Annotated in this window: 23 protein-coding genes and 1 tRNA gene; 9 read left to right on the top strand and 15 right to left on the bottom strand. The window is 51.6% G+C overall.

Features of this window, described 5'->3' with window-relative positions; translation table 11 throughout:
• On the top strand, positions 1-239 hold a 239-nt coding region (locus BUB30_RS24710; protein WP_178377111.1), incomplete at its 5' end, for an ATP-binding protein.
• 697 nt (positions 240-936) lie between these two features.
• Here BUB30_RS24710 and BUB30_RS24705 read toward each other — a convergent pair.
• Positions 937-1010, bottom strand: a tRNA-Arg gene (locus BUB30_RS24705).
• A 137-nt stretch (positions 1011-1147) separates the two neighbouring features.
• On the opposite strand from BUB30_RS24705, the gene BUB30_RS24700 reads away from it, so the two are divergent.
• Complete coding sequence (locus tag BUB30_RS24700; protein WP_073139481.1) at positions 1148-1891, top strand: porin family protein; 744 nt, start codon at positions 1148-1150, stop codon at positions 1889-1891.
• A 63-nt stretch (positions 1892-1954) separates the two neighbouring features.
• On the opposite strand, the gene BUB30_RS35835 is transcribed toward BUB30_RS24700, so the two are convergent.
• Together BUB30_RS35835 and BUB30_RS24690 are read right to left on the bottom strand one after the other, a co-directional pair.
• Positions 1955-2077 carry a hypothetical protein gene (locus tag BUB30_RS35835; RefSeq protein WP_257791759.1) on the bottom strand — a complete coding sequence of 41 codons (123 nt, stop codon included), beginning with the start codon at positions 2075-2077 and terminating at the stop codon, positions 1955-1957.
• An 87-nt stretch (positions 2078-2164) separates the two neighbouring features.
• The gene (locus BUB30_RS24690) at positions 2165-3154 is read right to left on the bottom strand and encodes a long-chain-fatty-acid--protein ligase (protein ID WP_073139474.1); all 990 of its coding nucleotides are present in this window, start codon (positions 3152-3154) and stop codon (positions 2165-2167) included.
• A 33-nt stretch (positions 3155-3187) separates the two neighbouring features.
• Between BUB30_RS24690 and BUB30_RS24685 the strand changes: the two genes are divergently transcribed.
• Complete coding sequence (locus BUB30_RS24685; protein ID WP_143165066.1) at positions 3188-4084, top strand: hypothetical protein; 897 nt, start codon at positions 3188-3190, stop codon at positions 4082-4084.
• Positions 4085-4188: 104 nt separating this feature from the next.
• On the opposite strand, the gene BUB30_RS24680 is transcribed toward BUB30_RS24685, so the two are convergent.
• Together BUB30_RS24680 and BUB30_RS24675 are read right to left on the bottom strand one after the other, a co-directional pair.
• The gene (locus tag BUB30_RS24680) at positions 4189-6600 is read right to left on the bottom strand and encodes an alpha-ketoacid dehydrogenase subunit alpha/beta (protein WP_073139467.1); all 2412 of its coding nucleotides are present in this window, start codon (positions 6598-6600) and stop codon (positions 4189-4191) included.
• Between the two features lie 53 nt (positions 6601-6653).
• A complete protein-coding gene (locus BUB30_RS24675; protein WP_073139465.1) occupies positions 6654-7031 on the bottom strand; it encodes a gamma-glutamylcyclotransferase family protein in 378 nt (125 codons plus the stop codon).
• Between the two features lie 72 nt (positions 7032-7103).
• Here BUB30_RS24675 and ald point away from each other — a divergent pair, with 72 nt between their 5' ends.
• The gene (gene ald / locus BUB30_RS24670) at positions 7104-8216 is read left to right on the top strand and encodes an alanine dehydrogenase (protein ID WP_073139462.1); all 1113 of its coding nucleotides are present in this window, start codon (positions 7104-7106) and stop codon (positions 8214-8216) included.
• A 121-nt stretch (positions 8217-8337) separates the two neighbouring features.
• Here the strand turns inward: ald and BUB30_RS24665 are convergent, their stop codons facing one another.
• Positions 8338-8784: a type I restriction enzyme HsdR N-terminal domain-containing protein gene (locus tag BUB30_RS24665; protein WP_178377187.1), complete on the bottom strand. Its 447-nt coding sequence runs from the start codon at positions 8782-8784 to the stop codon at positions 8338-8340.
• A gap of 121 nt (positions 8785-8905) precedes the next feature.
• Here BUB30_RS24665 and BUB30_RS24660 point away from each other — a divergent pair, with 121 nt between their 5' ends.
• Positions 8906-9673, top strand: a complete 768-nt coding sequence (locus BUB30_RS24660) for an AMP nucleosidase (RefSeq protein WP_073139457.1) — start codon at positions 8906-8908, stop codon at positions 9671-9673.
• On the opposite strand, the gene BUB30_RS24655 is transcribed toward BUB30_RS24660, so the two are convergent.
• Complete coding sequence (locus BUB30_RS24655) at positions 9670-11010, bottom strand: MFS transporter (RefSeq protein ID WP_073139453.1); 1341 nt, start codon at positions 11008-11010, stop codon at positions 9670-9672. The two genes, BUB30_RS24660 and BUB30_RS24655, sit on opposite strands and share 4 nt — an antisense overlap.
• A gap of 328 nt (positions 11011-11338) precedes the next feature.
• Here BUB30_RS24655 and BUB30_RS24650 point away from each other — a divergent pair, with 328 nt between their 5' ends.
• Complete coding sequence (locus BUB30_RS24650) at positions 11339-12562, top strand: DUF763 domain-containing protein (RefSeq protein ID WP_073139450.1); 1224 nt, start codon at positions 11339-11341, stop codon at positions 12560-12562.
• Positions 12563-12721: 159 nt separating this feature from the next.
• Here the strand turns inward: BUB30_RS24650 and BUB30_RS24645 are convergent, their stop codons facing one another.
• The 4 genes from BUB30_RS24645 to BUB30_RS24630 form a co-directional block, all read right to left on the bottom strand.
• Positions 12722-13075, bottom strand: a complete 354-nt coding sequence (locus BUB30_RS24645) for a hypothetical protein (RefSeq protein WP_143165065.1) — start codon at positions 13073-13075, stop codon at positions 12722-12724.
• A gap of 76 nt (positions 13076-13151) precedes the next feature.
• Positions 13152-14291 carry an STN domain-containing protein gene (locus BUB30_RS24640; protein ID WP_143165064.1) on the bottom strand — a complete coding sequence of 380 codons (1140 nt, stop codon included), beginning with the start codon at positions 14289-14291 and terminating at the stop codon, positions 13152-13154.
• Between the two features lie 4 nt (positions 14292-14295).
• The gene (locus tag BUB30_RS24635; protein ID WP_073139442.1) at positions 14296-15318 is read right to left on the bottom strand and encodes a FecR domain-containing protein; all 1023 of its coding nucleotides are present in this window, start codon (positions 15316-15318) and stop codon (positions 14296-14298) included.
• Positions 15319-15338: 20 nt separating this feature from the next.
• Complete coding sequence (locus BUB30_RS24630) at positions 15339-15902, bottom strand: RNA polymerase sigma-70 factor (protein WP_221408786.1); 564 nt, start codon at positions 15900-15902, stop codon at positions 15339-15341.
• Positions 15903-16518: 616 nt separating this feature from the next.
• On the opposite strand from BUB30_RS24630, the gene BUB30_RS24620 reads away from it, so the two are divergent.
• Both BUB30_RS24620 and BUB30_RS24615 read left to right on the top strand, forming a co-directional pair.
• Positions 16519-19107, top strand: coding sequence for an ABC transporter permease (locus tag BUB30_RS24620; RefSeq protein WP_221408785.1), 2589 nt, complete (start codon positions 16519-16521; stop codon positions 19105-19107).
• Positions 19108-19163: 56 nt separating this feature from the next.
• Positions 19164-19772 carry an alpha-ketoglutarate-dependent dioxygenase AlkB family protein gene (locus BUB30_RS24615; protein WP_073139436.1) on the top strand — a complete coding sequence of 203 codons (609 nt, stop codon included), beginning with the start codon at positions 19164-19166 and terminating at the stop codon, positions 19770-19772.
• A 45-nt stretch (positions 19773-19817) separates the two neighbouring features.
• Here BUB30_RS24615 and BUB30_RS24610 read toward each other — a convergent pair whose 3' ends face one another.
• The 4 genes from BUB30_RS24610 to BUB30_RS24595 all read right to left on the bottom strand — a co-directional run bounded on the left by BUB30_RS24610 (position 19818) and on the right by BUB30_RS24595 (position 25827).
• Complete coding sequence (locus tag BUB30_RS24610; RefSeq protein WP_178377186.1) at positions 19818-21830, bottom strand: WD40 repeat domain-containing protein; 2013 nt, start codon at positions 21828-21830, stop codon at positions 19818-19820.
• 338 nt (positions 21831-22168) lie between these two features.
• A complete protein-coding gene (locus tag BUB30_RS24605) occupies positions 22169-23398 on the bottom strand; it encodes a porin (RefSeq protein WP_073139430.1) in 1230 nt (409 codons plus the stop codon).
• Positions 23395-25152 (bottom strand): cache domain-containing protein, encoded by a 1758-nt coding sequence (locus BUB30_RS24600; protein ID WP_073139428.1) that lies wholly within the window; start codon positions 25150-25152, stop codon positions 23395-23397. Before BUB30_RS24600 ends, BUB30_RS24605 begins: the two co-directional genes overlap by 4 nt.
• A gap of 189 nt (positions 25153-25341) precedes the next feature.
• Positions 25342-25827: a hypothetical protein gene (locus BUB30_RS24595; RefSeq protein WP_073139425.1), complete on the bottom strand. Its 486-nt coding sequence runs from the start codon at positions 25825-25827 to the stop codon at positions 25342-25344.
• Positions 25828-26043: 216 nt separating this feature from the next.
• On the opposite strand from BUB30_RS24595, the gene BUB30_RS24590 reads away from it, so the two are divergent.
• Positions 26044-26703: a TetR/AcrR family transcriptional regulator gene (locus tag BUB30_RS24590; protein ID WP_073139422.1), complete on the top strand. Its 660-nt coding sequence runs from the start codon at positions 26044-26046 to the stop codon at positions 26701-26703.
• Positions 26704-26815: the final 112 nt, after the last annotated feature.

Here is a 26815-nt window from a genome sequence, read left to right as displayed (position 1 = left end):
ACCAGCAAAGCAGGACAATCCTGATGGAGATCATTGAAGACCGGCACGGGAAGCGCTCCACCATCTTTACCTCGCAGGTTCCGGTAAATAACTGGCACGAGGTCATTGGTGAACAAACGATAGCCGATGCTATTCTGGATCGCATCATCCATGACGCTCACCGACTTGAACTCAAGGGAGAATCCATGAGAAAGAAAAGAACTATCTTAACGGAAGATTTAACTGAAAACCAAAACTAAAACTCCGGCCATTATTAACCGAAAAACCGATACTGATCAAACCTCAATTTACCAGTTAACTTTGGGTGGTCACTTTGCCTCGGAAATTGGTGGTCAGCTTGCTCGGAATTTCCACTTTTGGCGCCCCTCTCTTGTGGGTTCGGGTTACCCCCGAGGATATTTCCAGCGGGTCAACCGTGCCTTTCAATCGCAATAACCGCGGGTATCTTAGCGCTATAGATCACATTATTCCGAAATCAAGAAATGGCAATGACAGTCAATATAATTGCCCCGCAAGTCGCGTCACGGCGTGGGCAACGTTTGGGCTGACACTCCTGACAGGCTCTCCTTGAATTTTAGAATAGACGTACTAGAGGCTGTTAGGATTATCGCTAATACCCTTTCAAATCCCCCAGGGTAAGGCTGGATTTCCGTCTTGCGCTTCGAATCAAGAAAATTATTACAAAGGAATTAGAACTAGTTATTCGGTTCGATCATCTAACGTAAAAGTGAACGTTCAATCTAGACGGACTTCGGATTGCCGTACACAGTTTGCATAGAACAGCTGATGGAAATTAAAAGTCCGCAGGGCAAATGACGGGCACATGAATTATTGGACTTCACATTGCCACTAAAAACAGGGAGATTTGAAGGGAAAACGCATGAAAATAAAAGAAAAAAGGAGTTACAAATTTCTTCGTAACTCCTTGGTTTTCAGTGGACCCGTAGGGATTCAAACCCCAAACCTTCTGATCCGTAGTCAGATGCTCTATTCAATTGAGCTACGGGTCCAAAATGTGTGTTTCCGTGTGCGGGTGTGGAAATGGGAGTGCAAATGTAAAGAATAATTTCACTCAACAAAATAAACGGTTTTGCCCTGCCGACAAAAAAGCTATTTTTGGGCCTTTATTTACTGAATTTTCTATTACATGATCAAGAACCTAGCGTGCATCGTCCTTCTTTCGGGCATTTCCATTGGGGCCTTTAGCCAGGCCGCTACCACTACCAAAAAGACCACGGCACGCCCCGACATACCGGGTGCCTTTGTGCTGGAGCTGGGTCTGAATCGCGCCCTCAGCGCGCCGTCGGAATTCAAGCAGGGTCTGTGGGGGTCGCGTACGATCAACTTCTATTATCAATATGAATTCAGGATCCTGAAATCACAATTCAGCTTTGTGCCGGGCGTTGGTTTTAGCCTGGAGCGATATAAGCTTACCAACAACTACGTTCTGGACTATACCTCCACCAATGCCACAACGCCCTCGTTGATTCCCCCAGGCAACACGGGGATCCCCAACATCAAGCGTTCGCAAATCATCACGAACTATTTCGAAGTGCCGCTGGAACTCCGCTGGACGCTGAACCCCGAGGATCCGGCCCGAAGCTTCAAGGTGGGTGTGGGTGGCCGTGTAGGCTACCTGTTCGACTCGTTCACGAAGGTGAAGTACAGCGAGAATGGAGAAACCAAGAAGTTCAAGGACAAGCAGGATTTTAACCTGAACAAATTCCGGTATGGGATCACCGGCCGTATCGGCATTGGGAATTTCAGCTTGTTTGGTTATTACAACCTGACGCCGTTGTTCGAAAAAGACAAAGGTTTGAAAGATGCCAATTCCAGTACATTCAACAATTTCAGCACGATGACCATAGGCATATCGCTGGCCAGCTTCTAAGGGAAACCTGGAGCTAGATACTCAGAGAAGAGAGTTGAATTTCTGAACCGGGATGGAAGATTATCAGATCTTCTGTTCTGCGTTCTTTTTAGCAGGCACTTCCTTTTTGGCATACGTAGGGCACGTATACTGGCTACAGGCAGAGATAAAAGCTGCTAAAACAACGAAGGCTACAATCTTTTTCATTTCGATGGCTTTGGTAAAACAAAAATATCATTCTTTCAACAGAAAACAAATCAACAAAACGATAATTCAGACGGTGTGACGGCCTTTTCAGCCTACCAGGAGGTTGCACCCTCGCACGTCACTGTTGTCCATCCGACCCAAAATTTCAAACGTTTTATCCGCAAATACCCTCCCCAAATCCTCTGTTTCTATAAAGGCGATAGAATCTACGTTGGCCAGGTCGATGACATTAATGCCGCAGGTCTCATCAAGTAACCCCTTGCGCATCGGATCGGTCAAATCGCGGCCAATGACGCGCATGGCAGGGGCACCCTGAAAGGCCGTCCCGCCACGGGTATAGCCCTGGGAAAGTAGCTCCGTCATGCCGTATTCCGAGTAGATGGTTTCCACGCGGAAAGCGTCCGAAAGGATACCGTGCAGTTCCTGGCGGGTCATCTCTTTTTTGCGGCCTTTCATGCCCCCGGTTTCGAAGATCATAAAGGGGCGCAGGTCGCGTGGAGCGCGTTCGGCCAGGTCCAGCAGCGCAAAGGAAACACCCCATAGGATCACCTTGCGGTGGTCGCGGCGAAGGGCTTCCAGGTCGCGCAAGAGTTTGTCTACGTCTTGTAAATAGAATGCCGACCAGGGTGATTGGCTCTCGCGGATAAAATGGTCCATCATGGCGATGAGCGACGAGCCCTGGCGTTCGAGATAGGATGGCAACAGGGCCAGGAAATGATAGTCGCTGAGGGGACCGAAAAAAGATTCGAAACAGCGTTGCGAGTGGCGCAGGTAAAAGTCAAGATCACGAACAAAATGGCGGCTGGTCACACTCCCGGTGGTGCCGCTGCTGGTGAACACGGTCTGCGGTTGCCATGCTCCCGTCTGCACACTATGCGTTTTGAAAAAAGAAATGGGAAAAAAGGGAATTTCTTCCAACGTTTTCACCCCATTCGGGTCAATAGAGAGGTGGTGGATGAAGGTTTTATAGAGGGGGTTGTTCGCCGCTTGAAAACGGAATAATTCCAAAGCAATATCCGTGAAGGAATGGTCGTTTACGGTGTATAATTTTGATTCAAAACTTTTAAAAGTCTCCAAGCGTTCCTTAACTTGACCGGCTCAAATGTACAGATGAAAGCACTAAAAGGCCTATTATTATTCGGATTTTCAGCATTTATTGCCGGGGCGTGCTTTAATCCTCCAGAACTTCCCGATACGCCTCAGATCACCTACGACGGCGACATCTACTTCAAAGACGGCGGTGGCGGCGGCACAAAAGACTCGCTGGTGATCACCATCAATTTCAAAGATGGCGACGGCGACCTGGGGCTTTCATCCGACTACACAGACTCACCCTTCAATGACGTGAACATGTACCTGGGCAACAACGGCGATACCATCCCGGTTGGAAAGGAAACGCTGCCCTACGATCTTCCCCAGTTCCTGGATGTGCCCAACGGCGCGCAAGGCAAACTGCTTACCGTGAGGTCGACCCGGACACCCGAATATAGCTACCTCCCCCAGTACACTGACGCCGACAACTGTCTCTACTACATGTATGATTCTGTCTACGTTGTGGAGGACGACAAGAGTATTTTTGTGGATACAGATATCCATATCAAGGAACAAATTGAACTGCAAAACCCCACGCCCGGAAGACCCAACATCCCGGCCTATATCCTGCTGGATACATTTTTCTTCCGGACCAATCCGAACTATGCCAACATCGACGTACAATTCTTTTACAAGGTTGGAACAGGCAACGACCTTACAAAAGACTACGTTGAATTTGACTGGTCAAAAGAATTCTGCACGATCTCCTTCAATCAGCGCTTCCCGATCCTGACTTCCAACGCCGGTCCGCTGGAGGGCAAACTCACTTATGCTATGGTGACCACCGGTATCCGGTCCATCTTCACGACCAAACCCATGAGGCTTCTCGTCAAGATCAGAGACCGCGCCCTCCACACCAGCAATGTGGTCGACACCGGCGACTTTACCCTGGATGACATCAAACGCGGGGGATAGTTTTTAAGCAACAAGAAATTTAAACAAGCGATACAGACATAAAAGAAGAAGGGACTATTCGAAATCGAGTAGTCCCTTCTTTATTTCTGTTTATTTATTCTTACTCAATAAAGCGACGGAAACTTCGAAGGATCCACTTCGGACAAGATGGCGTATACTCTCTCAAACACCTCTTCGGCATTGGGCTTCGAGAAGTAATCGCCGTCGGAAGCATAGGCCGGGCGATGTTCTTTTGCCGTGATGGTCACCGGTTTGGAATCCAGGTATGCATAGGCATTTTGTTCTTCCAGCACCTGTTGCATCATGAACGACGTTGCCCCGCCGGGCACATCTTCGTCGGCAAACACCACGCGATTGGTTTTCTTTATAGACTCCAGGATGCTGTGATGGAGATCGAACGGCAGCAGGGTTTGCACATCGATCACTTCACAGGAGATGCCATAGTTTTCCAACTCTGCTGCGGCTTCCATCACCACGCGGCACATCGAGCCGTAGGTTACAATGGTAATATCCGTTCCTTCTTTCAATATCTCGGGCGTGCCCAGCGGCACAGTGAATTCACCGATGTTATCGGGTAATTTTTCTTTGAGGCGATAGCCGTTGAGGCATTCGATGATGACCGAGGGATCGTCGGAACGCAGCATGGTGTTATAGAATCCCGCGGCCTGGGTCATGTTGCGTGGCGCGATGATGTACATGCCGCGCAGCGTGTGCAGCAGCATCGCGATTTGTGAGCCGGCATGCCACACGCCTTCCAAGCGGTGGCCGCGTGTGCGCACGATGAGCGGAGCCTTTTGGCCACCCTTTGTGCGATAATATAAACAGGCCAGGTCGTCGGACAAGGTCGGGAGGGCGTAGATAAAATAATCGAGGTATTGAATTTCGGCGATGGGCTTGAGGCCTCTCAAGGCTGTGCCAATCCCCTGCCCTACGATGGTGCATTCGCGAATGCCGGTATCGGTCACGCGCAGGTCGCCGTGTTTGGCTTGCAATCCTGCGAAGCCCTGGTTCACATCGCCAATACGGCCCACGTCTTCGCCAAAGGCCAGCACGCGCGGGTCGCGGGTGAGGGCAGCGTCAAAGCAAGCTTGCAGGATCTCGCGGCCGTCGATGAGCGGCGACGAATCGGAATACACCGGATCGATGCGGGGTACATTCAACGCCGACTCGTCCGACACGCTGTGCATGTGCGACGAATAGCGATCGAAGTTGTCGTCTTCTGAGTGCTTCAGCCAATGCTGAAGCTCTTCTTTTGCAGGTATGCTTTCCTGGTACAGCAGCCGCAACGCTAGTTTTGCGGCCCGCATGGTTTCCATGCGCGTGGGGTTGATGGCTTTGACCAGGTCTTCTTTTATGCGGTGGATCTCTTCATTATGCGCGCTCTGTTCGGCAGCCCTGTCCAATATCTCGATGACGACATTCTGATCCTTGCGAACGTCGTCCATAAAAGCTTTCCAGGCACGCTCTTTGGCTTGCTTGGCGGCTTGGCGGGCTTCCTTTTCGATGTCGTCCACTTCTTCGGGAAGGATCATCACTTCGTTGATGATCCACTCGCGCATTTTGCGGATGCAGTCGTGCTCGGCTTCCCAGGCGAGGCGCTCTTTCGATTTATAGCGTTCGTGCGAACCGGACGTGGAGTGGCCCTGGGGTTGTGTCATTTCATAGACATGAAACAATACGGGCACGTGTTGTTCGCGGCAAATGACTTCTGCTTTCTGATAGGCATCGATGAGGGCGGGATAGTCCCATCCTTTCACGGTGATGATCTCGAAGCCTTTTTCGGTGTCGGTGCGCTGCAGACCGGCCAGGGCTTTGGAGATGCTTCCTTTTGTTGTATGAAATTCTTGTGGAACGGAAATGCCATATTCATCATCCCAAATCGAAATGAGCATGGGCACCTGCAGTACGCCCGCAGCATTGATGGCTTCGAAAAACATACCTTCGGAAGTGGAGGCGTTGCCAATGGTGCCGAAGGCGATCTCGTTGCCGTTGTTGGAAAGTGTGGTGTATTCTTTTAGTCCTTCGTTTTCGCGGAACAGTTTCGAAGCATAGGCCAGTCCCAGCAGGCGGGGCATTTGGCCGGCCGTGGGTGAAATGTCGGCGCTGCTGTTCTTGTTCTCGGCGAGGTTTCGAAGTTGGCCGTGTTCGTCGAGGAGGCGCGTGGCGTAGTGACCGTTCATGAGGCGGCCGGCAGAAGCAGGGTCTGCCTCCACGCTGGTGTGCGCGTAGAGTTGTGCGAAGTATTGTTGAACGGTCAGTTCATTGATGGCGAACATGAACGTTTGGTCGCGGTAGTAGCCGGCGCGAAAATCGCCGCGGCGGAACACTTTGGCCATCGCGATCTGGGCAAGCTCTTTGCCGTCGCCGAAGATGCCGAACTTGGCTTTGCCCATGAACACTTCCCTGCGTCCGATGATGCTCGCCTCGCGGCTCTCTACCGCCAGGCGGTAGTCGGCCAGAATTTCTTTCACTCTGGCTTGCGAGAACTTTACCTTTACTTCCTTGATCGCGCTCAAATTTCTGGGGTTGAAAAGGTGAATAGATTCGATTCAAAAATAGGCATTACCATTTACTTTCCCAAAGCGAGGCGGTAGGCCACCCAGTCCCCGCCGGGCACCCGCACGTCGTCGCGCCCCGGTGCAGCGAAGATATAAATTCCAAACTTTCCTTCGGCAATTTGTTCCTCCGAAAAAATATATCCGGCATCCAATTCCATATCATGTATGGTTTGTTTCGTTTGCGGGTTTGGGATGGTGTAGAGCTCTGCGACCAGTGTGTCTTGGGGGTCACCCGTTTTCACGGCATAGGGATAGTCGGCCAATGCGTAGAGCGCATATCCCCTGAGCACGACCGTGCGCTGGTACTGCAGTTCGTGCTCGTATAGGGCATGGTTGTCCATGCCCCGTCGCAATGATCCATAGAACGCATACAGGAGGCTTTCACTCATAAATTCAAAGGGTTACAGCAAACAACGACTGTATGTTAGTATATTTGCAGCCGTTAAAAAAACGATAGTTTTATGATCATAGGTGTTCCTAAAGAAATTAAAAATAATGAAAACCGTGTTGCCCTCACACCAGCCGGCACGCAGGAATTGGTGAAGCGCGGTCACACGGTTCATGTACAATCTACGGCCGGTGTCGGCAGCGGCTTCAGCGACGAACAATACGTCTCCGCCGGTGCCAAACTTCTTCCCGATGCAGCCAGCGTTTTCGCAGTAGCGGAAATGATCATGAAGGTGAAAGAGCCTGTAGAGCAAGAGTACAACCTCATCCGCAAAGACCAATTGGTGTTCACCTATTTTCACTTTGCTTCCTATGAACCCCTGGCCAAAGCCATGATCGCCACCGGCGCAGTTTGTCTCGCCTATGAAACGGTGGAACGCATCGACGGTAGCTTACCGTTGTTGATCCCCATGTCGGAAGTGGCGGGAAGAATGGCCATCCAGGAGGGCGCCAAATATTTGGAGAAACCCCTGAAAGGCAGAGGCATTTTGCTGGGCGGCGTGCCCGGTGTGAAGCCCGCCAAAGTGCTCATTCTCGGAGGCGGTGTCGTGGGCACAAACGCGGCAAAGATCGCTGCGGGTATGGGGGCCGATGTAACCATCATGGACCTCAACATCACCCGCCTTCGCTATTTGGATGATGTAATGCCCAAGAATGTACACACCATTGTGTCGAACGAATATACGATCCGTGAAATGATCAAAGACACCGACCTCATCATCGGGGGCGTGCTCGTGCCGGGAGCGAAAGCACCGAAGCTGATCACACGCGATATGTTGAAGTCGATGCGGCCCGGTACGGTGCTGGTGGACGTGGCCGTGGACCAGGGAGGTTGTATCGAGACCTGCCGTCCGACGACGCACGAGGATCCTACTTTTATTATTGATGATGTGGTGCACTATTGTGTGGCAAACATGCCGGGTGCAGTTCCGTATACGTCAACTTTGGCGTTGACGAATGCTACGTTGCCGTATGCCATTCGTTTGGCGAACCAGGGATGGAAGAAAGCGGCGCAGGAGAATATGGAGTTGCGGAATGGCTTGAATGTGATCCAGGGTGAAGTGGTGTATAAGGCTGTGGCGGACGCGTTCGGGCTTGGCTACACTGACGTGAAGAAATTCCTGTAAGGCGGAAATCATTTTGAACCGCCCTCTCTGCCTGCCCGCTGAAGCTTCAGCGGGCAGGCAGAGAGGGCGCAAAGGAGATGCGAAGACGTTTCTTTTGCGCCCTCTTCTCTTTTAGGTGTTGTTAGCCGTTATAGGGCGGCATTTCTTGCAGTACGGCTGTGGTGTTGGCTTGCCAGTCGGTGGCGCAGCAGATGTGTTGGAGGCCGTTGGTGATGACGAGGTATTTGGCTTTGAGGGAGTGATTATAGACCGATGCCTGTCGCAGGGTTTGCTGGCTCATGGCCAGGTCGGGAGCCTTGCATTCGATGACCATCCAAGGTTTGCCCTCGCGATCGAAGACCACGATGTCGGAACGTTTTTGGAGGCGGTTGAACTGGAGACCGCCTTCGATCCGGATGAGCGACCGCGGGTATTGCAGGGTTTGGATGAGGTAGTTCACGAAATGTTGCCGCACCCATTCTTCCGGTGTCAGCACCAAGTATTTTTTGCGGATGCTGTCGAGGATCAAAAGCTTGCCCTCCTCTTTTTTAAGGACATATTCAAAATCGGGGAGGTTGAGCTTGACCATGCACACAAATAAACCAAATTTTCCCCACCTCCATTGACAGCTCGCAAACGCGAGGGGATTATTTTTTGTTTACCCTTCAAGGACCCGCTTTTAAATTTCCTCCTATTTAGTACTTTAGGCCATGAAGACGAAACAAGATATTGTTGAAAACTGGCTGCCGCGCTATACCGGGCAGCCGCTGAGCCATTTCGGCGAATACATCCTGCTGACCAATTTTGATAACTACGTGACCATGTTTGCCGCCTGGCACAACGTGCCGGTGAACGGCCACGACCGTGCCATGCGCAGTGCCACCGCCGAGGGCATCACCATCATCAACTTCGGCATGGGCAGCCCCAATGCGGCCACCATCATGGACTGTCTCAGCGCCATCAAGCCAAAAGCCGCCTTGTTCCTTGGCAAATGTGGCGGGTTGAAAAAGAACGACATCGGCGACCTTGTGCTGCCCATCGCCGCCATCCGCGGCGAAGGAACCTCTAACGACTACTTCCCTCCCGAAGTGCCGGCCTTACCCGCCTTTGCTTTGCAGAAAGCGATCTCCACCACCATCCGCGATCACAAACAAGATTACTGGACGGGTACGGTCTACACCACCAACCGGCGCGTATGGGAATGGGACGAAGAATTTAAAAGCTATCTCCGCAAGATCCGCGCACTGGCCATCGACATGGAAACGGCGACGATCTTCTCCACGGCATTCTCCAATAAAATTCCAACGGGAGCTCTATTGCTCATTTCCGATCAACCCATGGTGCCTGAAGGCGTGAAGACGGAAGCCAGCGATTCTGTAGTGACCAAAACGTTTGTGGAGTTGCACCTCAAGATCGGCATCGACTCGCTGAAGCAGTTGATCAACAACGGCATGACCGTGAAACACCTGCGCTACTAATTTACCCGCGCCGATTGGATCTCCTTCGATCGCACGGTCCATAAAATAAAGAAGCCTATAATAAAGAATATGCCCAACGCCAGCGCGCTGTAGCGCATACTCCCTGTGATCTGGTCCACAAAGCCGTAGGAGAATGTGCCGATCACGATCGACACGTTGTAGGTGACATCATAGAAGCTAAAGTAAGAGGCGTGATCCATTGTATTTTGTGGGATCAGCTTGGAATACGTTGCTCGCGACAGGGATTGAATGCCACCCATCACCATCCCCACCACAAAGGCCAATCCGTAAAATTGATATTCCGTGGCCACGAAGTACGCTGAAATACACACTCCGATCCAAATAACGATCATCACCAACAACGATAAACGATTGCCTATCCGGCGCGACAACCGGGCAAACAAATAGGCGCCCACGGCGCCGACCAACTGGATGATGACCACCACCGCGATGAGGCTTTGATCTTTTAAATGCAGCACGTCGGTGCCAAACAATGTCGCCAGGTACATGACGGATTGCACACCCATGTTGTAAAAGAAAAAGGCCAACAGGTAGCGCTTCAATTCCGGTTGGTGTTCCAGGCTTCTCCACACGCCGCGTATTTCTTCATACCCTTTTGTCCAGATATTTCCGGTGGGGTTCTTGTTGAATGGATTGTCGGGCAGGAGGCGGAACGGGATCTGTGAAAAACCGATCCACCAAAGCCCCACCAATACGAACGACGTTTTGGTGGCCAACGTTTGCGCTTTGCCGAAGTCATCGCCAAACCCGAACGCCAATGGGTTCATGATCAACACCAGGCAGATCACCATGAGCAATACGCTCCCATAATACCCCATCGAATAACCCCGTGCGCTGGTGACATCATAACGATCTTCGGTGACGATCTCCGGTAAAAAAGCATCGTAGAACACGAGGCTACCCGAATACCCGATGCTGGCAACGATGGAACAAAAAATGCCCCACCCTAACCTGTTGATGTCGCTGAAAAAGAAAAGGCCAATACAGCCCATGCTCCCCAGCCATACAAAGCATTTCATAAAGATCTTCTTGTTGCCGATGTAATCTGCCGCACCCGACAGCAAGGGCAGCATCGCCGCTACCACTAGAAAGGAGAATGACAAGGCATAAGAATACAACACGGAATTCTGAATGGTGAATCCTAAAAAGTTCACCATGTCGCTCCCGTTGGCCTCCACGGCAACACCCTTGTAGTAAATAGGAAAGATCGCTGTGGCGATGACGAGTGTGTAGACCGAATTGGCCCAGTCGTACATGTACCAGGCGCGGATGATTTTCGGGTTGTTTAGCGCGAGCGTTTTGGTTGGGGCGGTCATATGGGATGGGTAGACTCTGCAGTGGGGTTGGCCTGGGGGGAGTTGGTCGTTTGGTTTCGGGGTTGGCGGTTATCCAAAAGGAGCCAGAAGCCAGGAGCCGGGAGCCAGGAGTTCGGTTGTCCTGGGTCGTGCCGCTGCTTTTGGCTGGTGCTCTTTGTTCGGTGGAATCAAAAATAGGATGTTTTTTGGATTTTGTATGCCTGGGGTAAGCGCTAACGTTGATACAAATACCCTGTGACTTTTTTGATCGTGTTTCAGGCACTTTTAGGGGTCGTGCTTTTGTTGGGCAATGTGGGAATTAGGGTGATCTACTGGTTATCTTTGAGGTATGCCGAAGCTGCATTTTAATAACGTACGTTCTGCGGATTTGCCGTTGCATTATGGGCAGGTGCCACCTTGGTTGGCGCAGCGCATGAGTTTGCTGGGTGGGGCCATTGTGGAGTCGATCGTGTTGGAGTATGGCAAGGGAGCGGTGTTGAGCCGGTTGAGTGACCCGTTTTGGTTTCAGGCGTTTGGGTGTGTGTTGGGAATGGATTGGCATTCGTCGGGGATCACTACTTCGGTGATGGGGGCTTTGAAGCGCGCCGTCAATCCGAAGTTCAAGGACCTCGGCATCTATATCTGTGGCGGCAAGGGACGGCACTCGCGGCAAACGCCGTTGGAGCTGATGCAGCTTTCGGACAAGACCGGGTTGGACGGTGATGCGCTGGTACGGAGCAGCAAGCTCACGGCCAAGGTTGACAACACGGCCATCCAGGATGGATTTCAACTCTATCTTCACACGTTCGTGGTCTCCGACACGGGCGAATGGACCGTCGTGCAACAAGGCATGAACGATGCCAACGGCATGGCCCGACGCTATCACTGGCATTCGGAGCAGGTCAAATCTTTTGTCGAGACGCCGCACACGTTCATCTATGGAAAAAATCAAGGCGAGATCCTCAACATGACCGATGTGGATGCCGCCCGCGCCAAGACTTCGATGCTGGAGATCGTGAAGGAAAAACCTTCGGTGATGCTGCCGGAGATTCAGCGCATGGTCATGCCCTCGCATCACGACGTCAGGGCGAAAGATGTCAATCTCAAGCGGCTGGGGAGCGTGTTGAACCTGGCGCAGGACCGGTCGTTGCTCGATTTTGAGTCGCTGCTGTTGCTGGAGGGCGTTGGTCCGCGCACCATCCAATCGCTGGCACTGGTCAGCGAGGTGATCTATGGTGCGCCATCGCGGTTCACGGACCCGGCGCGTTTTTCTTTTGCCCACGGTGGCAAAGACGGCCACCCGTTCCCCGTTCCCACCAAGGTCTATGACGAGACCATCAACATCCTGAAAACATCCGTAGAAAAAGCAAAGATCGGCGACGCCGACAAACAAGCCGCCATAAAAAGTCTGACCGTTGTGGCCCAGCGGATGGAGAAAGATTTTGAGCCCGACGCCGGGGCATTCGATAAAGTGATCGCCCAGGAACGGGCCGAATCCTATAAGCACGGTGGCCGCACCGTCTTTGGCAAGGCAAAGCCTCCCGCAGACCAAGATCAACTCAAGCTATTTTGATTTTTTTTGTGATCCGGTCGATCACCAGCAGTAGAGACAGAACCGCCTCGCCTTCGCGAAAGCTCCGGCGACCAAAGAAAGAAGCAAAAGAATACTACTGACGCTGCTCCTCTCTCCGCTCGCCGGAGCTTTCGCGGAGGTGAGGACGGTTCCCTCGTCTCACTGTAACCCCACAGTTCTCCCCGCAGTCCGATGATTCATTCTATGATTGACGACGCTCATCACCGCCTCATTCTTCTCCAGCGTCAACCGTTCAATTTCTTTTTCGCAAGCTTCTTCGTTGAGCAGATAGTGAAGGGATGCCTTGCTCACGCGGTCATAAAAGTCGTAGTTGATCTCCTGGATCCTCCTGGCCTGGCCCGCGTCGAGGCGGTACAGATCCTGCACCTCCGCCGTGATACATTCGACGGAAAATCTTCTGTCCTCCCATTGCTGAACCGCAAAGCACAGTCCCATGATCGTAAACGTGAATAGGACCCAGAGGGCATCGCGTAGATGTGATTGTAAGTTCACCTGTCAGTCTGTTTAAGTTTGGATATGCTGTGGGCACTCGCTCACATCCCAGAGACAGGCGAAAGAAGACTTGCCACTATCGGTGGCTCGAAAAATTTATGCGGTAAGAAACACTGGCCTCCCAGCCGATCCAGTATTGCAGGGTTTGATATTGCTTCTGCTGGCTGTCCACCACCAGCACGGTGGTCGCCATGGCCTGCGTGGCCGGCTCACGACCGTAGGCCGAATAACCTTGGGGACTTCCAATAAAACCCGCCACCTGGGTAAAGCGCGACACGCTCACATCCTTGGTCGTATAGGCGGTGTGGAGCCGGTTGATGGTCGGGCCGAAATTGAGATTGATATGACGCCCCAACGTATACTGCACCATCCATTTCATCTGCCAGTGACCGGCCTTGAGCTGCACGTTTTCGTCCACTTTGTGGCCATAGAAGTTGGTGGTATGCTTGTTGGTTTCCTTCATCGGCGAAAACGTAATGGCCGGGTTGACGGCGAAATTGTGGGCGATCTTTATGGACGATCCCAAACCATAGGACCCATGATATTTGCTGTCGTTCATCCAACTGGAGCCCATCACAAAGTACAGCGAACGCATCCCCGCCTGGAACACCCCACCGGCCGAGTAATCGTTCATCATGAACCCTCCGCTGGCAAACCAACCCAGGCGCTGACGCTGCCCGATCTTGCGAATGTATTGCGACGGAATTTTTTGCAACAGACCCGAATCAAAATATACTTGTAGCGTTTGCAAGTCTCTTTTCACCTGCGGATACGTCAACGTTGCCGCGGAAAAGTCGCGCAGATCGGATGATGGATTTCCGATAAGCGAAGAGCTATACGAAAGGTCTTCCGCCGGTTCGTTGGTATGGGCAGGACCAGTTGTCGGCGAAATAGTTTTTGAAACGGCGGGCACGACAGGAAGGGTCTTGATCACTACGTATTTGCCCTGGACTTTGAAGGTCAGGTTCATTTGCTTGCCCAACTGCGCCAGCACATCGTCGAGCGAGTGGCGTTGGGCCGACAGGGTTACGCGGCCGTTTACTTCGATCTTGTTGGAGCTGTAAATAAAATGAAGACCCGTCACACGCTCCAGGTCTTCCACCACGTCATGAAAACGTTTGTCCTGATAGGAAAGGGAGATTGATTTTGTCACAATGCCGTCCACGGCCTGTGCCCGGACATCCACCGACATCCAGATCACTATGGCCGTAACCAAAATATTACGGGCAGCCTTCGCCCTCCAATGTATAGACGCCTCCACTGCTTGTTACGGAAAGATTTAAAGATTCCGCCATTAAATTTAGCAGATTTTCGGCAGAATCATTCTCAAAAGTTGCCGTAACCTTGCAATTATTAATGGCTTGGTCCGATACGTTGATGGTATACGGATAGGCCTTTTCCAGGTCGCGAATCACTTCGCGCATAGGGGTGTCCTTAAATACAAACCGGTGCGTGGCATAGCCCCAGGCGTTGCTGTTCACGGAGTCCTGGGTTTGGATGAGACCGGCCTTTTGGGCCACTCCCGTCACGCCCGCCTCCAGGAAGGTGCTGTCGGTCTTCGTAAACACCTGCACCTTGCCCTCCTTCACCGACACTTCCACGGCATCGCCTTTCAGCGTCACGTTAAAAGCGGTACCGATCACTTTGATGTCGGCCACGGCGGTGTGAATGATGAACGGGTGTTTGCGGTCGTGGGTCACGTTAAAAAAAACTTCGCCCTGCAGCAACGACACTTCGCGATGGTGGCTGTTGAAGTCGGCGGCATAGGAGAGCTTGCTGTTTCGAAATACGGTGGCTACCGATTGGTCCGGCAGGTCCACGTGCTGCACCCGCTCCTGGGTGTTCACATAGGTCAACGCCTCATCCGAATCCTTCGAGGCGATTACGTTATACAAGACAACACCCGCTACCGCCAGCAAGAGCAACGACGCTGCTATGCGGAACACGCGGTGACTATAGCGCAAGGCACGGGTTTGTTTTTCGTCGGGCAAGGCGCTCACTTTTTTAAGTCGCCGCCGCATCAGTTGGTCCTCAATGGCCAGCCAGGCCTCGGCTGCATAAACATGGTGCGTTGGTTTTGCCGGGTGGGTGGCCGCCCACGTGGCTTGCAGCGCGGCGAAGCGCGACTGGAATTTCAAATCCGTCAATGCATCCTGCACCGCCATGGCCTCTTCGGGGGAAGCCTCGCCGGTGAGATACCGCACGATCAGCTCATCGGTTATGGCGCTTTCATTTTCCTTCATCACACGACACAGATTTCATGTTAAACAAAATTATCTTTTAACCGCCCTCTCAAAATCTTCAATGCCTTGCTCACCTGGTTTTCGATGGTGTTCACCGACAAGTTCATCCGGGCCGCAATCTCGGCATACTTTAGTTCGTCATAGCGGCTCATCATAAAAATGATGCGACACTGCTCCGGCAGTTCGCCGATGGCCGCCTTGATGCGTTCTTCCAATTCTTCGGGGAACACTTCGGGTTGCTGCACTTCGCCCAGTTTGTCGTAGGCGCCCTGCTCCTGGTGCTTCCACTTGATGGCGCGATGCTCCAACAGGTTCAGGCACTGGTGATACACCGACCGGAACAAATACGACCGCATCGACGTCTGGATCCCCAGGCTCTCGCGTTTCTCCCAGACCTTCACAAACATGGCTTGCACCACATCCTCGGCCTCGTCCATGTCTTTCAGCATCGTACAGGCATACTGACACAGTCCATCGTAGCACGCATAGAACACCTGCTGAAAAGCGACCTTGTCGCCATCACGAATGGCCCTGATCATATCCTCCTCGGGCAAAGTCACCATCCCTTTGTAACGTAAAACCAAATTAACGTTTTTAACCCTATTTATCCGTCTAGAGACAGGCAAGTCCTGCCCCACCACTATCGCGCCTGCCCATTTTTTTAAGTGTTTTTAACCCCGGCGGGGCGTGCCCCCTTCTTCCCACCCTACATCCCCACCCGCCAGGGGTCAGGCTGTCCGTTACAAGTCCGCCCACCCTTTGCTCCCCCATTCCCGAAACCCGGTCACCCATTTGTTGGTGTCCCACCAACAAATTCACTCTCTCTTTCCCCACCGCACCCGGCCTTTCCACTACCATCCTTCACGCAGCAACCGCAAAACACCAACCCCGTTCAAAATCGAGCCGCAGCCGATCACAGACCCAAGCGCAACATTAAACGACCGACCCATCTCCGCACTGCGATCCGTTCAAATACCGAAAAAAGTAATCCTACCTCCATACCCCCACCCCCATCATTTCCCGCGCCCCATCCCTAGCCCATTCCAAAAAAGGGCGCCGGTTCAAAAGAAATTCAAAAACTACATTTTGAAAGACTCATATATTATATACATTTATAAATAATATAAATCAAAAAGAAGGGATCACGCACCGGGCACCTTGCCTGAAATGATCCTTCAACACCAATAAAATTTTTCTGGAATGAAGACCAATCCCCCAAAATTAGCCAAGGCGATTCTTCAACGTTTTTGTAATCTGAAGTTTCTGGAGGAAGTAGAGGGCGACCTCCACGAGGAGTTTCAGCGCAGATTGGAGAAACAAGGTGCTTTGAAAGCCCGGCTGCATTACTTTCTCGATGTGCTCCATTCCATTCAATTGTATCCCACGAAAAGAAGCGGAACAGCACCTTCCCTTTCATTGATGTCACACCATTTGCTGATCATCTACAGAAATTTCCTCCGCTTCAAGAGCACTTTCCTCATCAATCTCCTCGGACTTTCAACGGGCCTGACCTGCCTGATCCTGATCTATCTGTGGGTGAACGACGAGTTGAATTTTGACACGTTCCACGAAAAGGGCGACAGGATCTTTCAGGTGATGGAACATCGCGCGACGGATGGATCCATCAACACGAGCAATCAAACCGCAGACTTTTTAGCGGATGCACTGGCCCAGGAAATGCCCGAAATTGAGCACGCGGCGGTTGTTACGCCCCCCAATTTTTTCCCAGCCTTCACCCTATCCACGCCAAATGCCCATGTAAAGGGCGTGGGAAAATTTGCTGATCCAAGCTTCCTGAACATTTTTTCTTATCCCCTGCTACACGGAAACGCCGATGAAGCCTTGCGCGAAAAAAATGACATGATCATTTCAGAATCGTTGGCCAAAAAACTTTTCAAAACGCCGGAAGATGGCATCGGGAAATTGCTGGAGTGGGAGTTGATGGACATCAAGAAACAGGTCCTGATCACCGGAGTTTTTAAGGATGTGCCGGCCAATGCTTCAGAGCTATTTGATTTTATGTTAACCTTCGATGCTTTCCGTGACCTGATGGGAATGAAAAGCGGTGAAACCAATTGGGATAGTTCCGCGCCATTCTTCACCTACGTCCTGGTAAAAGAAAACAGCAACCTGGATTTGCTCAACCGGAAAATGGGCGACCTTCTTAAAAACAAAGGGAAAAATTCACAGGACCGGACCTTGTTCCTAAAACCCTATGCCGACAATTATCTCTATGGCCAATACCAAAATGGCGTCGTCACGGGCGGACGCATTGAATATGTTCGCTTGTTTTCGATCATCGCGGTCATCATCGTGCTGATCGCCTGTATCAATTTCATGAACTTGTCGACCGCCAAAGCCTCCAAAAGGATCAAGGAGGTTGGCATAAAAAAGGCGATTGGCGCGCAACGCAATACATTGATCCGCCAATACCTCGGGGAAGCCTTGGTGATGACCCTCTTGTCGCTGGCGCTAGCCCTTTTGCTGGCAAACCTTCTGCTTCCCCAGTTCAATGAAATCACCCGGAAACACCTGGCGCTTGGCTTCGATACCAGGATCATCGTCGCGCTGGCGGTGATCGCCATCACTACCGCGCTACTCGCAGGCGCTTACCCTGCCCTCTATCTTTCCGGGCAAAGTCCGGCCAAAGTATTGAAGGGCCAGTTCAAGTCTTCCCTCGGTGAACTGTGGGCAAGAAAAGGGCTGGTGGTTTTTCAGTTTGCTGCGTCCGTCGTCTTCATCGTGTCGGTGCTCGTGGTCTATAAACAGATTGAATTCATCCAAACAAAAAATCCAGGTTACGATAAAGACAATGTGATCTGTTTTGACATCGAAGGAAAAGTGATCGGAAATGTTCAAACCTTTATCTCGGAAATAAAAAAACTCAACACCGTTTTGGATGCCTCCAGCATGTTGGGAATGTTTGGCGGGGAGCCGGGGGAAGGCGGAGGGACACCGGGTCAACTGGAGTGGAACGGGAAGACCATCACCATGAACAACGCTGCCGTGAATTATGGCTTGATCGAGCTGCTGGGCATTGAACTAAAAGCGGGACGCACCTTTTCCCAAAACTTTGGCTCCGACACCGACAAAGTAATTTACAATGAAGCTGCCATTGAAGCGCTGGGGATTCAGGATCCGATTGGAAAGAAAATTGATGGCAAAGAAATTTTAGGCGTGGTCAAGAACTTTCATTACCAATCCTTTCACGAAACCGTTAAGCCCTATGCTTTTCGCTTAGCGCCACAAGAAACCATTACCATGGCCGTGAAAATTAAGGGAGGGACAGAAAAACAATCGGTGGCCGAACTGCAAAAATTCTATACCGCTTTCAACCCCGGATATGCCTTTAATTTCAAGTTTCTGGACCATGCGTACCAGGCACAATATGTTGCCGAGCAAAGGGTCGCGGTACTTTCCAAATACTTTGCGGGACTGGCCATCATCATTTCCTGCCTGGGTTTATTTGGATTGGCTGCCTTCACCACCGAAAGGCGGCGTAAAGAAATCAGCATCCGGAAAATACTTGGCTTGAGCGAACTGGGCATCGTCTTCCTGCTGTCGAATGAATTTATGCGATCCATTGTGCTCTCCATCGGCCTGGCATTGCCCATCAGCTATTTCATCACAACCCAATGGCTCGAAACGTTTGCCTATCGGTTCGAATTAAACCTTTGGTATTTTGCCGGTGCCGCGATCGTGACGCTGCTCATCGCATGGATCACGGTGGGCATGCAAACCCTGAAGGCCGCAAAAGTTAACCCGGCAAACAGTTTGCGTTCCGAGTGATCTTAATTCTTCGCAGAAACCTGTAACCAATTTCCCGCATTTTCGGTTAACCTGGGATGGACCAACTGAACATGTTTGGCGAAAGCGGGGTGAGCACCGGTCTGCCCGAAGACCTCCTGGCCTACACTCCCCAGCTTTTCTCCGAAACGGAAAGCGCACACTACCTCCAAAAATTCATCGCCACCATTCCCTGGGAACAACGCACGGTCGTGATGTATGGCAAGCCGATCATCACCCCGCGCCTCACCGCCTGGTTTGGCGACACGGGCAAGAACTACGCCTACACCGGCACACGGTTTCAACCCCTTCCCTGGACGCCCGAGCTGCTGGCCATCAAAGCCCGCATCGAACCTCTCTCCCACGTCAGCTTCAACAGCGTGCTCCTCAACTACTACCGCGACGGCAACGACTCCGTGGCCTGGCACAGCGACAATGAAACCGAATTAGGCAAACAACCCATCATCGCCTCCGTCAGCTTCGGCCAGGTGCGACGGTTCGACATCCGCCACAAGCGAGATCACGATCGCAAGTTTGCCGTGCGCCTTGAAAACGGTTCGATGCTGCTCATGAAAGGTGATTTGCAACAACATTGGGAGCATCGCATCGCCAAGTCCTCCTCCCCGTTAAAGTCACGGGTCAATCTCACCTTCAGAATCATTGTATAAGTGCAACGTAAAAACCAGCGGTAAAATCGATGAACGCGGGCAGGATCAATCTAACAACATCGCTTTCAGGAGTTGCTTCGTTTGGTGCCCGGCAAGCTCTTTCGGGGCTATGAATTCTCCATCTTCTCTGACGCCGACCATATAAGCAATTCCATTCGAAGTGCCCGTCCAGTCCAAATCATTGGTCATGAGAATGTAGTCATTGCTTTGCAGGTGTTTTGCAAATAGCATCGCCTTGGAAGATCCTGTGCTGCTGTCAAGGAATTCTATCACTCCGTTTCTGGAACAGATCACAAAAGTTTTGCCGTTGGGCGACCACAAGAAATCCTCCAAGGTTCCTTCTGCGTACCGGGCTTGAAGCTTTATCGTTTTGACGTGTTCTTTTTTTTGAATATCGTAGATCTGCACGGTAAGGCCACCCCAAAAGAGGATCTGATCTTTCCCTGGACTAACAACCGCCTTCACGGGATCCAGATCATCCACGCCTATTTCACGCTCGGTTTTGAATGTTGTGCAGCTCACCCACTTCACACTCCTGGTGGCCGTTTCGTATACGATCATGGAATTGCCATCAAAGCCCAGTTTTTTGAAGCCTCGAAAAGTGGCGTAATGAGAAGTATCCTCCAACGAGATAAGGCGAAGCATTTGATTCTCGGAACTTTCAAGAATGGTGCGCGGGACCGGCGTAAATTCATACCCTGAATAGCCCAAACCGTTCACCGCGATTTTTTGAACAGGATTCATCTTGTCATCCACAACCTGAAAGATCGCTTTCTTCTGGTCCTCGTCATAAAACTTGTACCCGGCATACTGCAAATCGGGGCCTATACACTGTGGTGTCACCAGGTTCGAATTCACCGGGCGACTGGCCACAATTTCTCCTGAAGCGAGATCCATGACCATCCAATTTGTTTTCCGCTGGTCGTCGGGCGCCCTTTTCTGAAAGAAGATAAATTTATCATCCGGAGAAAAACCAAGAGACGAATTGGCCCATGCTATTGGCGATAGATCATTGATCTCGTCGGTTGAAAGGTTGAATGATTTCAACGCCTGATCCTGATTGAATATAAACCTACTACCGTCCGGGCTCATCCGCATGTTCCAGATCGGGGCAGCCGTGCTGGCAATGGTCTGCCCTACCGATAACGTTTCGGCATGAATGATCTTTATCGATCTGGTGTCGAATCCATAATCGGCGGTCGACGCTGCGAATGCATTTGAACCTGGGATGAAATCAAAAAAGATATCATGCCCCTCGAATGGTTCGATGGACTTTATCAATTTTCCGTCCGTACTGTGCACGGCAAGTCCGTACAAGTGGCCAATGACGATCCGGGTATCATCTGCTGTAAATTTTGTACGAAGCACCTGGAGGTATTGTTGCTGCGAACGATAGATGATCTGACCGTTGCTCAAATCCCACAGCAGCGCCTCTCCAAACAAGGTGCGTTCGCGGTTACGCGGGGCTCCGGAGACAGCATATTTGCCATCCATAGAAATATCAAGGCTGTAGGCCCAGGAACGATGCCCTTTCAACACCCTCGTGATTTTGCCTGTGGCCATGTCGATCACGTGGATGTTGTTCTCCTGATCGCCACACAGCAAAGTCTTGTCATTGGCGGCCAGGCTGATGATCTCTTTGCCGGGAACATTGAATCGCTTGACGACGGTGTAACGGTCTGGATCCATAAGCTGTATTTTTCCTTTTTCCGTTCCCACTAAAAGATAGCGCCGCTTTCGGTCAAATTCGAGCGCCGTGATCCTCTCGCCGGGAATGTTGATCTTGCCCGTCAGATCTCCCGACCGTTTATCCCGTAGGTCGATATTGCCTTTCGGTGATAGCACCAGAATATTTTGCTCGTCGTTGGCGAACAACAGGATCTTGGCGGGCAACTGATAATAGAATTTTTCAACCTGCTTCGGATATTCAAACAGACACTGCCCGGATGCAATCTCTTCCGGTGTCCGGAAAATGGAGATGATCCCTTCCTTTGAAGCGATGGCTATATCCTTCCCGGATTTGCTCACCGAAACATCGATGGCAACTCCAAAACTCATTATGTGCGGTGTAATTTCCACGGCCGAAGGGGCCACGCCCACGGGCGTGCTTTGAGAGCAGGCCGTTTGAAATGAGAGTAGGAAAAAAATCAAGAAGAAACGTTTCAAAATCATAGAGGGTTGCTATCAGTGGAATTTGGATCGTTCGAAATATCCGAAAAAAAAATCGATAATGAGCTTGTCGTCTCACAAACCATCCGCCGTAATCCGCACGGCGCGTAGCCACCGGAAAAAAAAGGGACCTTCTGCCGCGTAAGCTACAGTCAGTCCCACAACCCAAAACAAAATAACGCCTAACGTTTTAACCCTAACCCTAATATTTTTTCTATCCTCTCAACCTAAATCATCAACACAAACGAAGCCCCGGCATAGTTTCCTTTCTGAAACGTAACCCCATCCGTATACCCATTGACACCCGCACCTTCCTGCACAATGTAATGGACGCTCAGCTTGCAATTCTTTTTATTGAGATACCAGTTCACTCCGGCATCATACAAACGGTCGCTGCCGTTGACCGATCCACTGCTATTGCCGCTGTAGTCGGTCAACATAAAGCACGGCTCCAGGAAATACTTTTCGGATACCACGATGTTATATCCCGCGCGAACGTGCCCCGTCTGGCCGCGAAAGGTTTGGCCTTCAGCCTTGCGTTCGAGCCATGACCATTCGCCGTCGAGGTTCAGGTTTTTGAAATTGAAGAGCACGTCAAAGCCGTTCACGTGGTTGTTTTGAAAAATATCCGTACGCCCCTGTTGCGAGCCGAAGAAGGCGAACGTCACGCCGTTGCGTTTGCCGTAATAGTTGTTTGCATCGTAGTTGATCGAGTAGGTCTTCTTTTCAGCATCGCCAATGGTGAAGGTCAGGCGCTCCACCGTCAGTGGAGACCAATATTTACCCGAGCTTTCGGGAAAGCTCTTCGGGTCGGCAGCGGTGGTCACGTTGTTGAACACCCCTACGTTATAGCCGAACGAAAAGGTCCCTGAGTTTTTTTGGCCGCCGATGTTCAAACCCGTAGCCCGCCCGTAGCTTTTGCCATCCATGTGTTGACGGATATAGGTTTGTGAAACGGATTTATCGAACGAGTTCACCAGCAAGTCGCCGGTAATACATTCGCGGCTGATCTGCGGTTGGAAGTAACCCACCGTGATCGCCCCCATCTCATTTTTGGTAAAGCGCCACGTCACATAGGCGTCCAGGATGCCGAGCGTTCCGGTGTTGGTAGCGCCTCGCACGCCGCTGAGTTTGTCTTTGCCCAGGTTGTCGTATTGGATCATCACGGCATAGCTCAAGCCCTTGTAGGGCTTCCCGCTAAACCCCAGACGCGCACGGCGCGCCATAAAGCTCACGCGATTTTGCGCTGCCTCCAACGGACCGTTTGCTGCGAACTGGGCTTTCTCGCCCGACGTATAGGTTCCCCAAAATTGCAAGCTGGCCGAAGGCTGCACGTACTTGAAAAGACTGTCCGGCTTCACCCAATATTTTTCCTGCGCCAGGGCCGGAAGGGATGTCAGCAGGAAAAAGCTTGCCAGCACAAAAAGCCGCGGGCGTGAAATGTAGTGTGTGATCATACGGTTTGAAAAGCTGTATTTTGTTTCTGGAAGTCATTCCCCGACGAACGAAGTTCGTCTTTCAAACGCTCGTTCTCTTTTTCCAACTCCACTTGCCGGCGACGCATTTGCTCGGAAGTAGCCTGAAGCTCTTCCTGGTTTTGGCGCAGTTCTTCTTCCTGCGCTTTCATCTCCTCCGACATCTGCTGACTTTGTTCCAATAATTTTTTGGTGCGCTCGTTGGTTTGCACGCTGGCGATGGTGCCCGCAATGCTTTGGGCGATCTTTTCCAGGAAGGCGATCTCGTGATCTCCGAATTCGCGGAAGGAGGCCATCTCCAGAACACCGTACACCACTTCGTTATAGATCAACGGCATGATCAACAACGTGCGTGGCACGGCATTGCCCAGGCCCGACGTGATGTTGACATACTCCTCGGGCACTTCCCGCAAGTGAATGGTGCCGCGCTCCAGCACACACTGACCCACCATGCCCTCGCCCACGGCGATGGTCTTCTGCAAATATTTTCTTCGCTCATAGGCGTAGGCCGCCACGAGCTGTAAGTACTGATCGTTTTCGCCCGATCCTTCCTCCATCATGAAGAGCGCCGCCTGGTTCATGTTCATGTACTTCACCAACTCTCTCAGCGTCTCGGTAGCAAGCTCCTGGGTGTTGGTGTTGTTGCGGCGCAGCACATCGCCCAGCGAGGCCAGACCTTCGTTGGCCCAATCGCGGATGGCTTTTTCGTCGGCTGCCTTTTTCAGGTTGTTGCGCATCGACAACAATTCATTGCCGAGAATATCCTGCTGGCTCAGGGGCGTGAAGCTCTGCTGCAAGTTGCCCTCGCCGATCTCTTTGGCAAACGAAGTATAGGTCGACAAGCCGACCACGAGCGCATTCAGGGAGTGCGTCATCGAGCCGATCTCATCGCTTCGGTGCACGTTCACTTGTTCCACCCGGCGTCCTTGTGCCAGTTGCTCGAGCGTGTCTTTGATGTTGAGGATCGCGGTGGTCAGCGCCTTGCTGAAGTAGATGGACACGGTCAAGCCAACGGCCAGGATGAGGGCGGCCAGGGCGAGGATAAAGAAAACCATCTGTCCTACTTGCTGATTGGACTCTGCTTTTTTTGCGGCGACCGCCTGATCGATGGCGTCGGTATAAAACCCGGTGGACACGATCCAGCCGAGGGGCTTATATAAACGGGAGTAGGAAATCTTGTTCACCACCTCCTGCGAACCGGGCTTTTTCATGATATATTCTACAAAGGCATCGCCATCGGCATTGGCACGCTCGGCGCGAACCTGGTAGATGTTGCGGCCCTTTTCCTTTTCCACGTTGTGTTTGGGATCGTCCAGCGTCTTGCCTTTCAGTTCTTTCTTTTCGGCATGCATCAGCATGGTGGGGAACGGAAGTTTGTTGTCGGTCACCCAGAAATAGCCCTCGCCGTTGTCGAAGCGGATGGCCGCCAACTCTTGCAAGGTCTGTTCCATCATGGCCGGCGTCATCGACAGCTTGGCCTGGGTTGAGTCGGCATGCTGGTTGTGGCGGGCGATGGAATCGGCGAGCGCTTTGTGTTGCGTCTCGATCACGCCATAAGCGATGTCGGTAATGTGCTTCAGATAGACTTTAAGCTGGGCAAACTCCTCATCGTGATAGCTCGCGATGTCGCGGCTGGCTTTGCTTTTGATCTTGTAGATAGCCACCGTGCTGATGACGACGGTAGGCACCAGCAGAGCAAGGCTGATCAGGAGGGTGATCTTTTGTCTTAATTTCATATCCGGGGGTAGTTGAGGTGCAAATTTCCACATTGCCAGAACCGGACCGCTCCCCGATTATCAGGTGGGTGCTCCGGGTTAGTGAAAGGTTGATATTAGCATGTAGGTGGAAGACAGTGGGTTAGACCCAAAATTGTCCACGCATTCAATCTACATCAGCACTTCAACGGTTTGTTCTCCGGCTTATTTTCACTTTATCAACGACTGCAACAGCTCGTACAAGGCCTTCTCTTCCTGTGGAGGATTGGCGTAAAAAGAAGTACTCGGGGTTTTCACGGAGGCGTTGTAGTAGTCGAAGAAAATGGTGTCGTCCGCATACATCAGCGTGGTCCGCAAGAGCGGCACATCGCCGGCCATCTTTTTCATGATCTGCCCTTCGTCGGGAAGCGCCGCGGCGAGGGTGAGGATCTGGTGGAGGGTGGCTTCGTCGCGCACCTCCCGTATGGCCTTGGGGGGCGTGTTATCGCTGGCATCCGACAGTTTCCCGTAGTCCTCAACGATCATCACCTCGCAAGGGCGAAGCTTGAACGTGGTGGCATACTCCTTCGGCACGGCCTTCGTATCGGTGAACGTGGATTTGCTTTCCGGCTTACAGGCAGCCACCCAGACAACACAAAGCGACAGTTTCAGGACGAAGGTGGTCGCGGCACGCAAACAGTACATCTCACTTTTCACAGGGATACATTTTTCTTTCCCCGTAAATATACCGAGAACCCGAAACTTCCAGCACCTCCACGTCCTCGTATTCCACCGTTCCTGAATTGGGATGGCCAGTCAAACGAAACCCGATTTTCTCAAACGATCTTTCCCGGTACAAATGGTACAAACCCTTCCTCCTCTAGTATATTTATCGTAATTTTAGACTCCAAAACGAAATTGGTCAAAAATTAGATGAGCGTCGTCATCCTCTCCAAAGATGAACTTATACGCGTGGAAGTCCTCAAAGCTTCCCGAACCCTATTCCAGCGCTTTGGCCTTTTCAAAACCACCATGGAAGACATAGCCAAGGCCGTGGGAAAGGGAAAGAGCACGTTATACTATTACTACGAAAGCAAAGACGAGATCTTCGACGCCGTGATCCGCGAAGACATGCAGGAGGTCTTCAGCCTGGTGAAAGCCGCCGTGGAGAAGGCCTGTACCGCAGAAGAAAAACTGCGCATGTTCACCATCAGCAAGATCAGGGCGATCAATCAAAAGGCCAACCTCTATGGCATCGTCTTCGGCGAGATCTCCGAGAACCCCCAATTGATCAAGGGCCTGAAGAAAAATTTCGAGGCGCAGGAGCTGGAACTGCTGCGCGACATCCTCGTGTTCGGCATCAACAACCACGAATTCAAACGCATCACGGACCAGGATTTGGACGATCTGAGTCATATTATGCTGAGCGCTACGCGAGGCATTGAGATGGGGTTGCTGGAGGATTGTCGCATAAAGAAAATGGGTGACCGGTTGGAGGTGATTTTGGATTTGATATGTCACGGGATCAAATCGGGGGGGAGAATTCAGGAGCCAGGAGCCAGGAGCCAGAAGCCAGGAGTTGGAATTCAGTAGTCAGGAGCTTATTCTCGGCATTCCAGCCGTCAGGAGCCAAAAGCGTTCTTCTTGGCATTCCAGTGGCCAGCATCAAGTAGACAAAATCTTAATTCTCGGACTTCGGACCAGA

This window comes from Chryseolinea serpens (genome assembly GCF_900129725.1).
GTDB classification, from domain to species: Bacteria; Bacteroidota; Bacteroidia; order Cytophagales; family Cyclobacteriaceae; genus Chryseolinea; species Chryseolinea serpens.
This window is presented reverse-complemented; position numbering and strand designations above follow the sequence as displayed.

Bases quoted from the DNA above. Each gene is read 5' to 3' on its own strand.
- BUB30_RS24700 (WP_073139481.1), top strand. From the start codon at position 1,148: ATGATCAAGAACCTAGCGTGCATCGTCCTTCTTTCGGGCATTTCCATT.
- BUB30_RS35835 (WP_257791759.1), bottom strand. From the start codon at position 2,077: ATGAAAAAGATTGTAGCCTTCGTTGTTTTAGCAGCTTTTATCTCTGCC.
- BUB30_RS24685 (WP_143165066.1), top strand. From the start codon at position 3,188: ATGAAAGCACTAAAAGGCCTATTATTATTCGGATTTTCAGCATTTATT.
- BUB30_RS24675 (WP_073139465.1), bottom strand. From the start codon at position 7,031: ATGAGTGAAAGCCTCCTGTATGCGTTCTATGGATCATTGCGACGGGGC.
- ald (WP_073139462.1), top strand. From the start codon at position 7,104: ATGATCATAGGTGTTCCTAAAGAAATTAAAAATAATGAAAACCGTGTT.
- BUB30_RS24665 (WP_178377187.1), bottom strand. From the start codon at position 8,784: ATGGTCAAGCTCAACCTCCCCGATTTTGAATATGTCCTTAAAAAAGAG.
- BUB30_RS24660 (WP_073139457.1), top strand. From the start codon at position 8,906: ATGAAGACGAAACAAGATATTGTTGAAAACTGGCTGCCGCGCTATACC.
- BUB30_RS24655 (WP_073139453.1), bottom strand. From the start codon at position 11,010: ATGACCGCCCCAACCAAAACGCTCGCGCTAAACAACCCGAAAATCATC.
- BUB30_RS24650 (WP_073139450.1), top strand. From the start codon at position 11,339: ATGCCGAAGCTGCATTTTAATAACGTACGTTCTGCGGATTTGCCGTTG.
- BUB30_RS24635 (WP_073139442.1), bottom strand. From the start codon at position 15,318: ATGAAGGAAAATGAAAGCGCCATAACCGATGAGCTGATCGTGCGGTAT.
- BUB30_RS24620 (WP_221408785.1), top strand. From the start codon at position 16,519: ATGAAGACCAATCCCCCAAAATTAGCCAAGGCGATTCTTCAACGTTTT.
- BUB30_RS24615 (WP_073139436.1), top strand. From the start codon at position 19,164: ATGGACCAACTGAACATGTTTGGCGAAAGCGGGGTGAGCACCGGTCTG.
- BUB30_RS24610 (WP_178377186.1), bottom strand. From the start codon at position 21,830: ATGAGTTTTGGAGTTGCCATCGATGTTTCGGTGAGCAAATCCGGGAAG.
- BUB30_RS24605 (WP_073139430.1), bottom strand. From the start codon at position 23,398: ATGATCACACACTACATTTCACGCCCGCGGCTTTTTGTGCTGGCAAGC.
- BUB30_RS24600 (WP_073139428.1), bottom strand. From the start codon at position 25,152: ATGAAATTAAGACAAAAGATCACCCTCCTGATCAGCCTTGCTCTGCTG.
- BUB30_RS24590 (WP_073139422.1), top strand. From the start codon at position 26,044: ATGAGCGTCGTCATCCTCTCCAAAGATGAACTTATACGCGTGGAAGTC.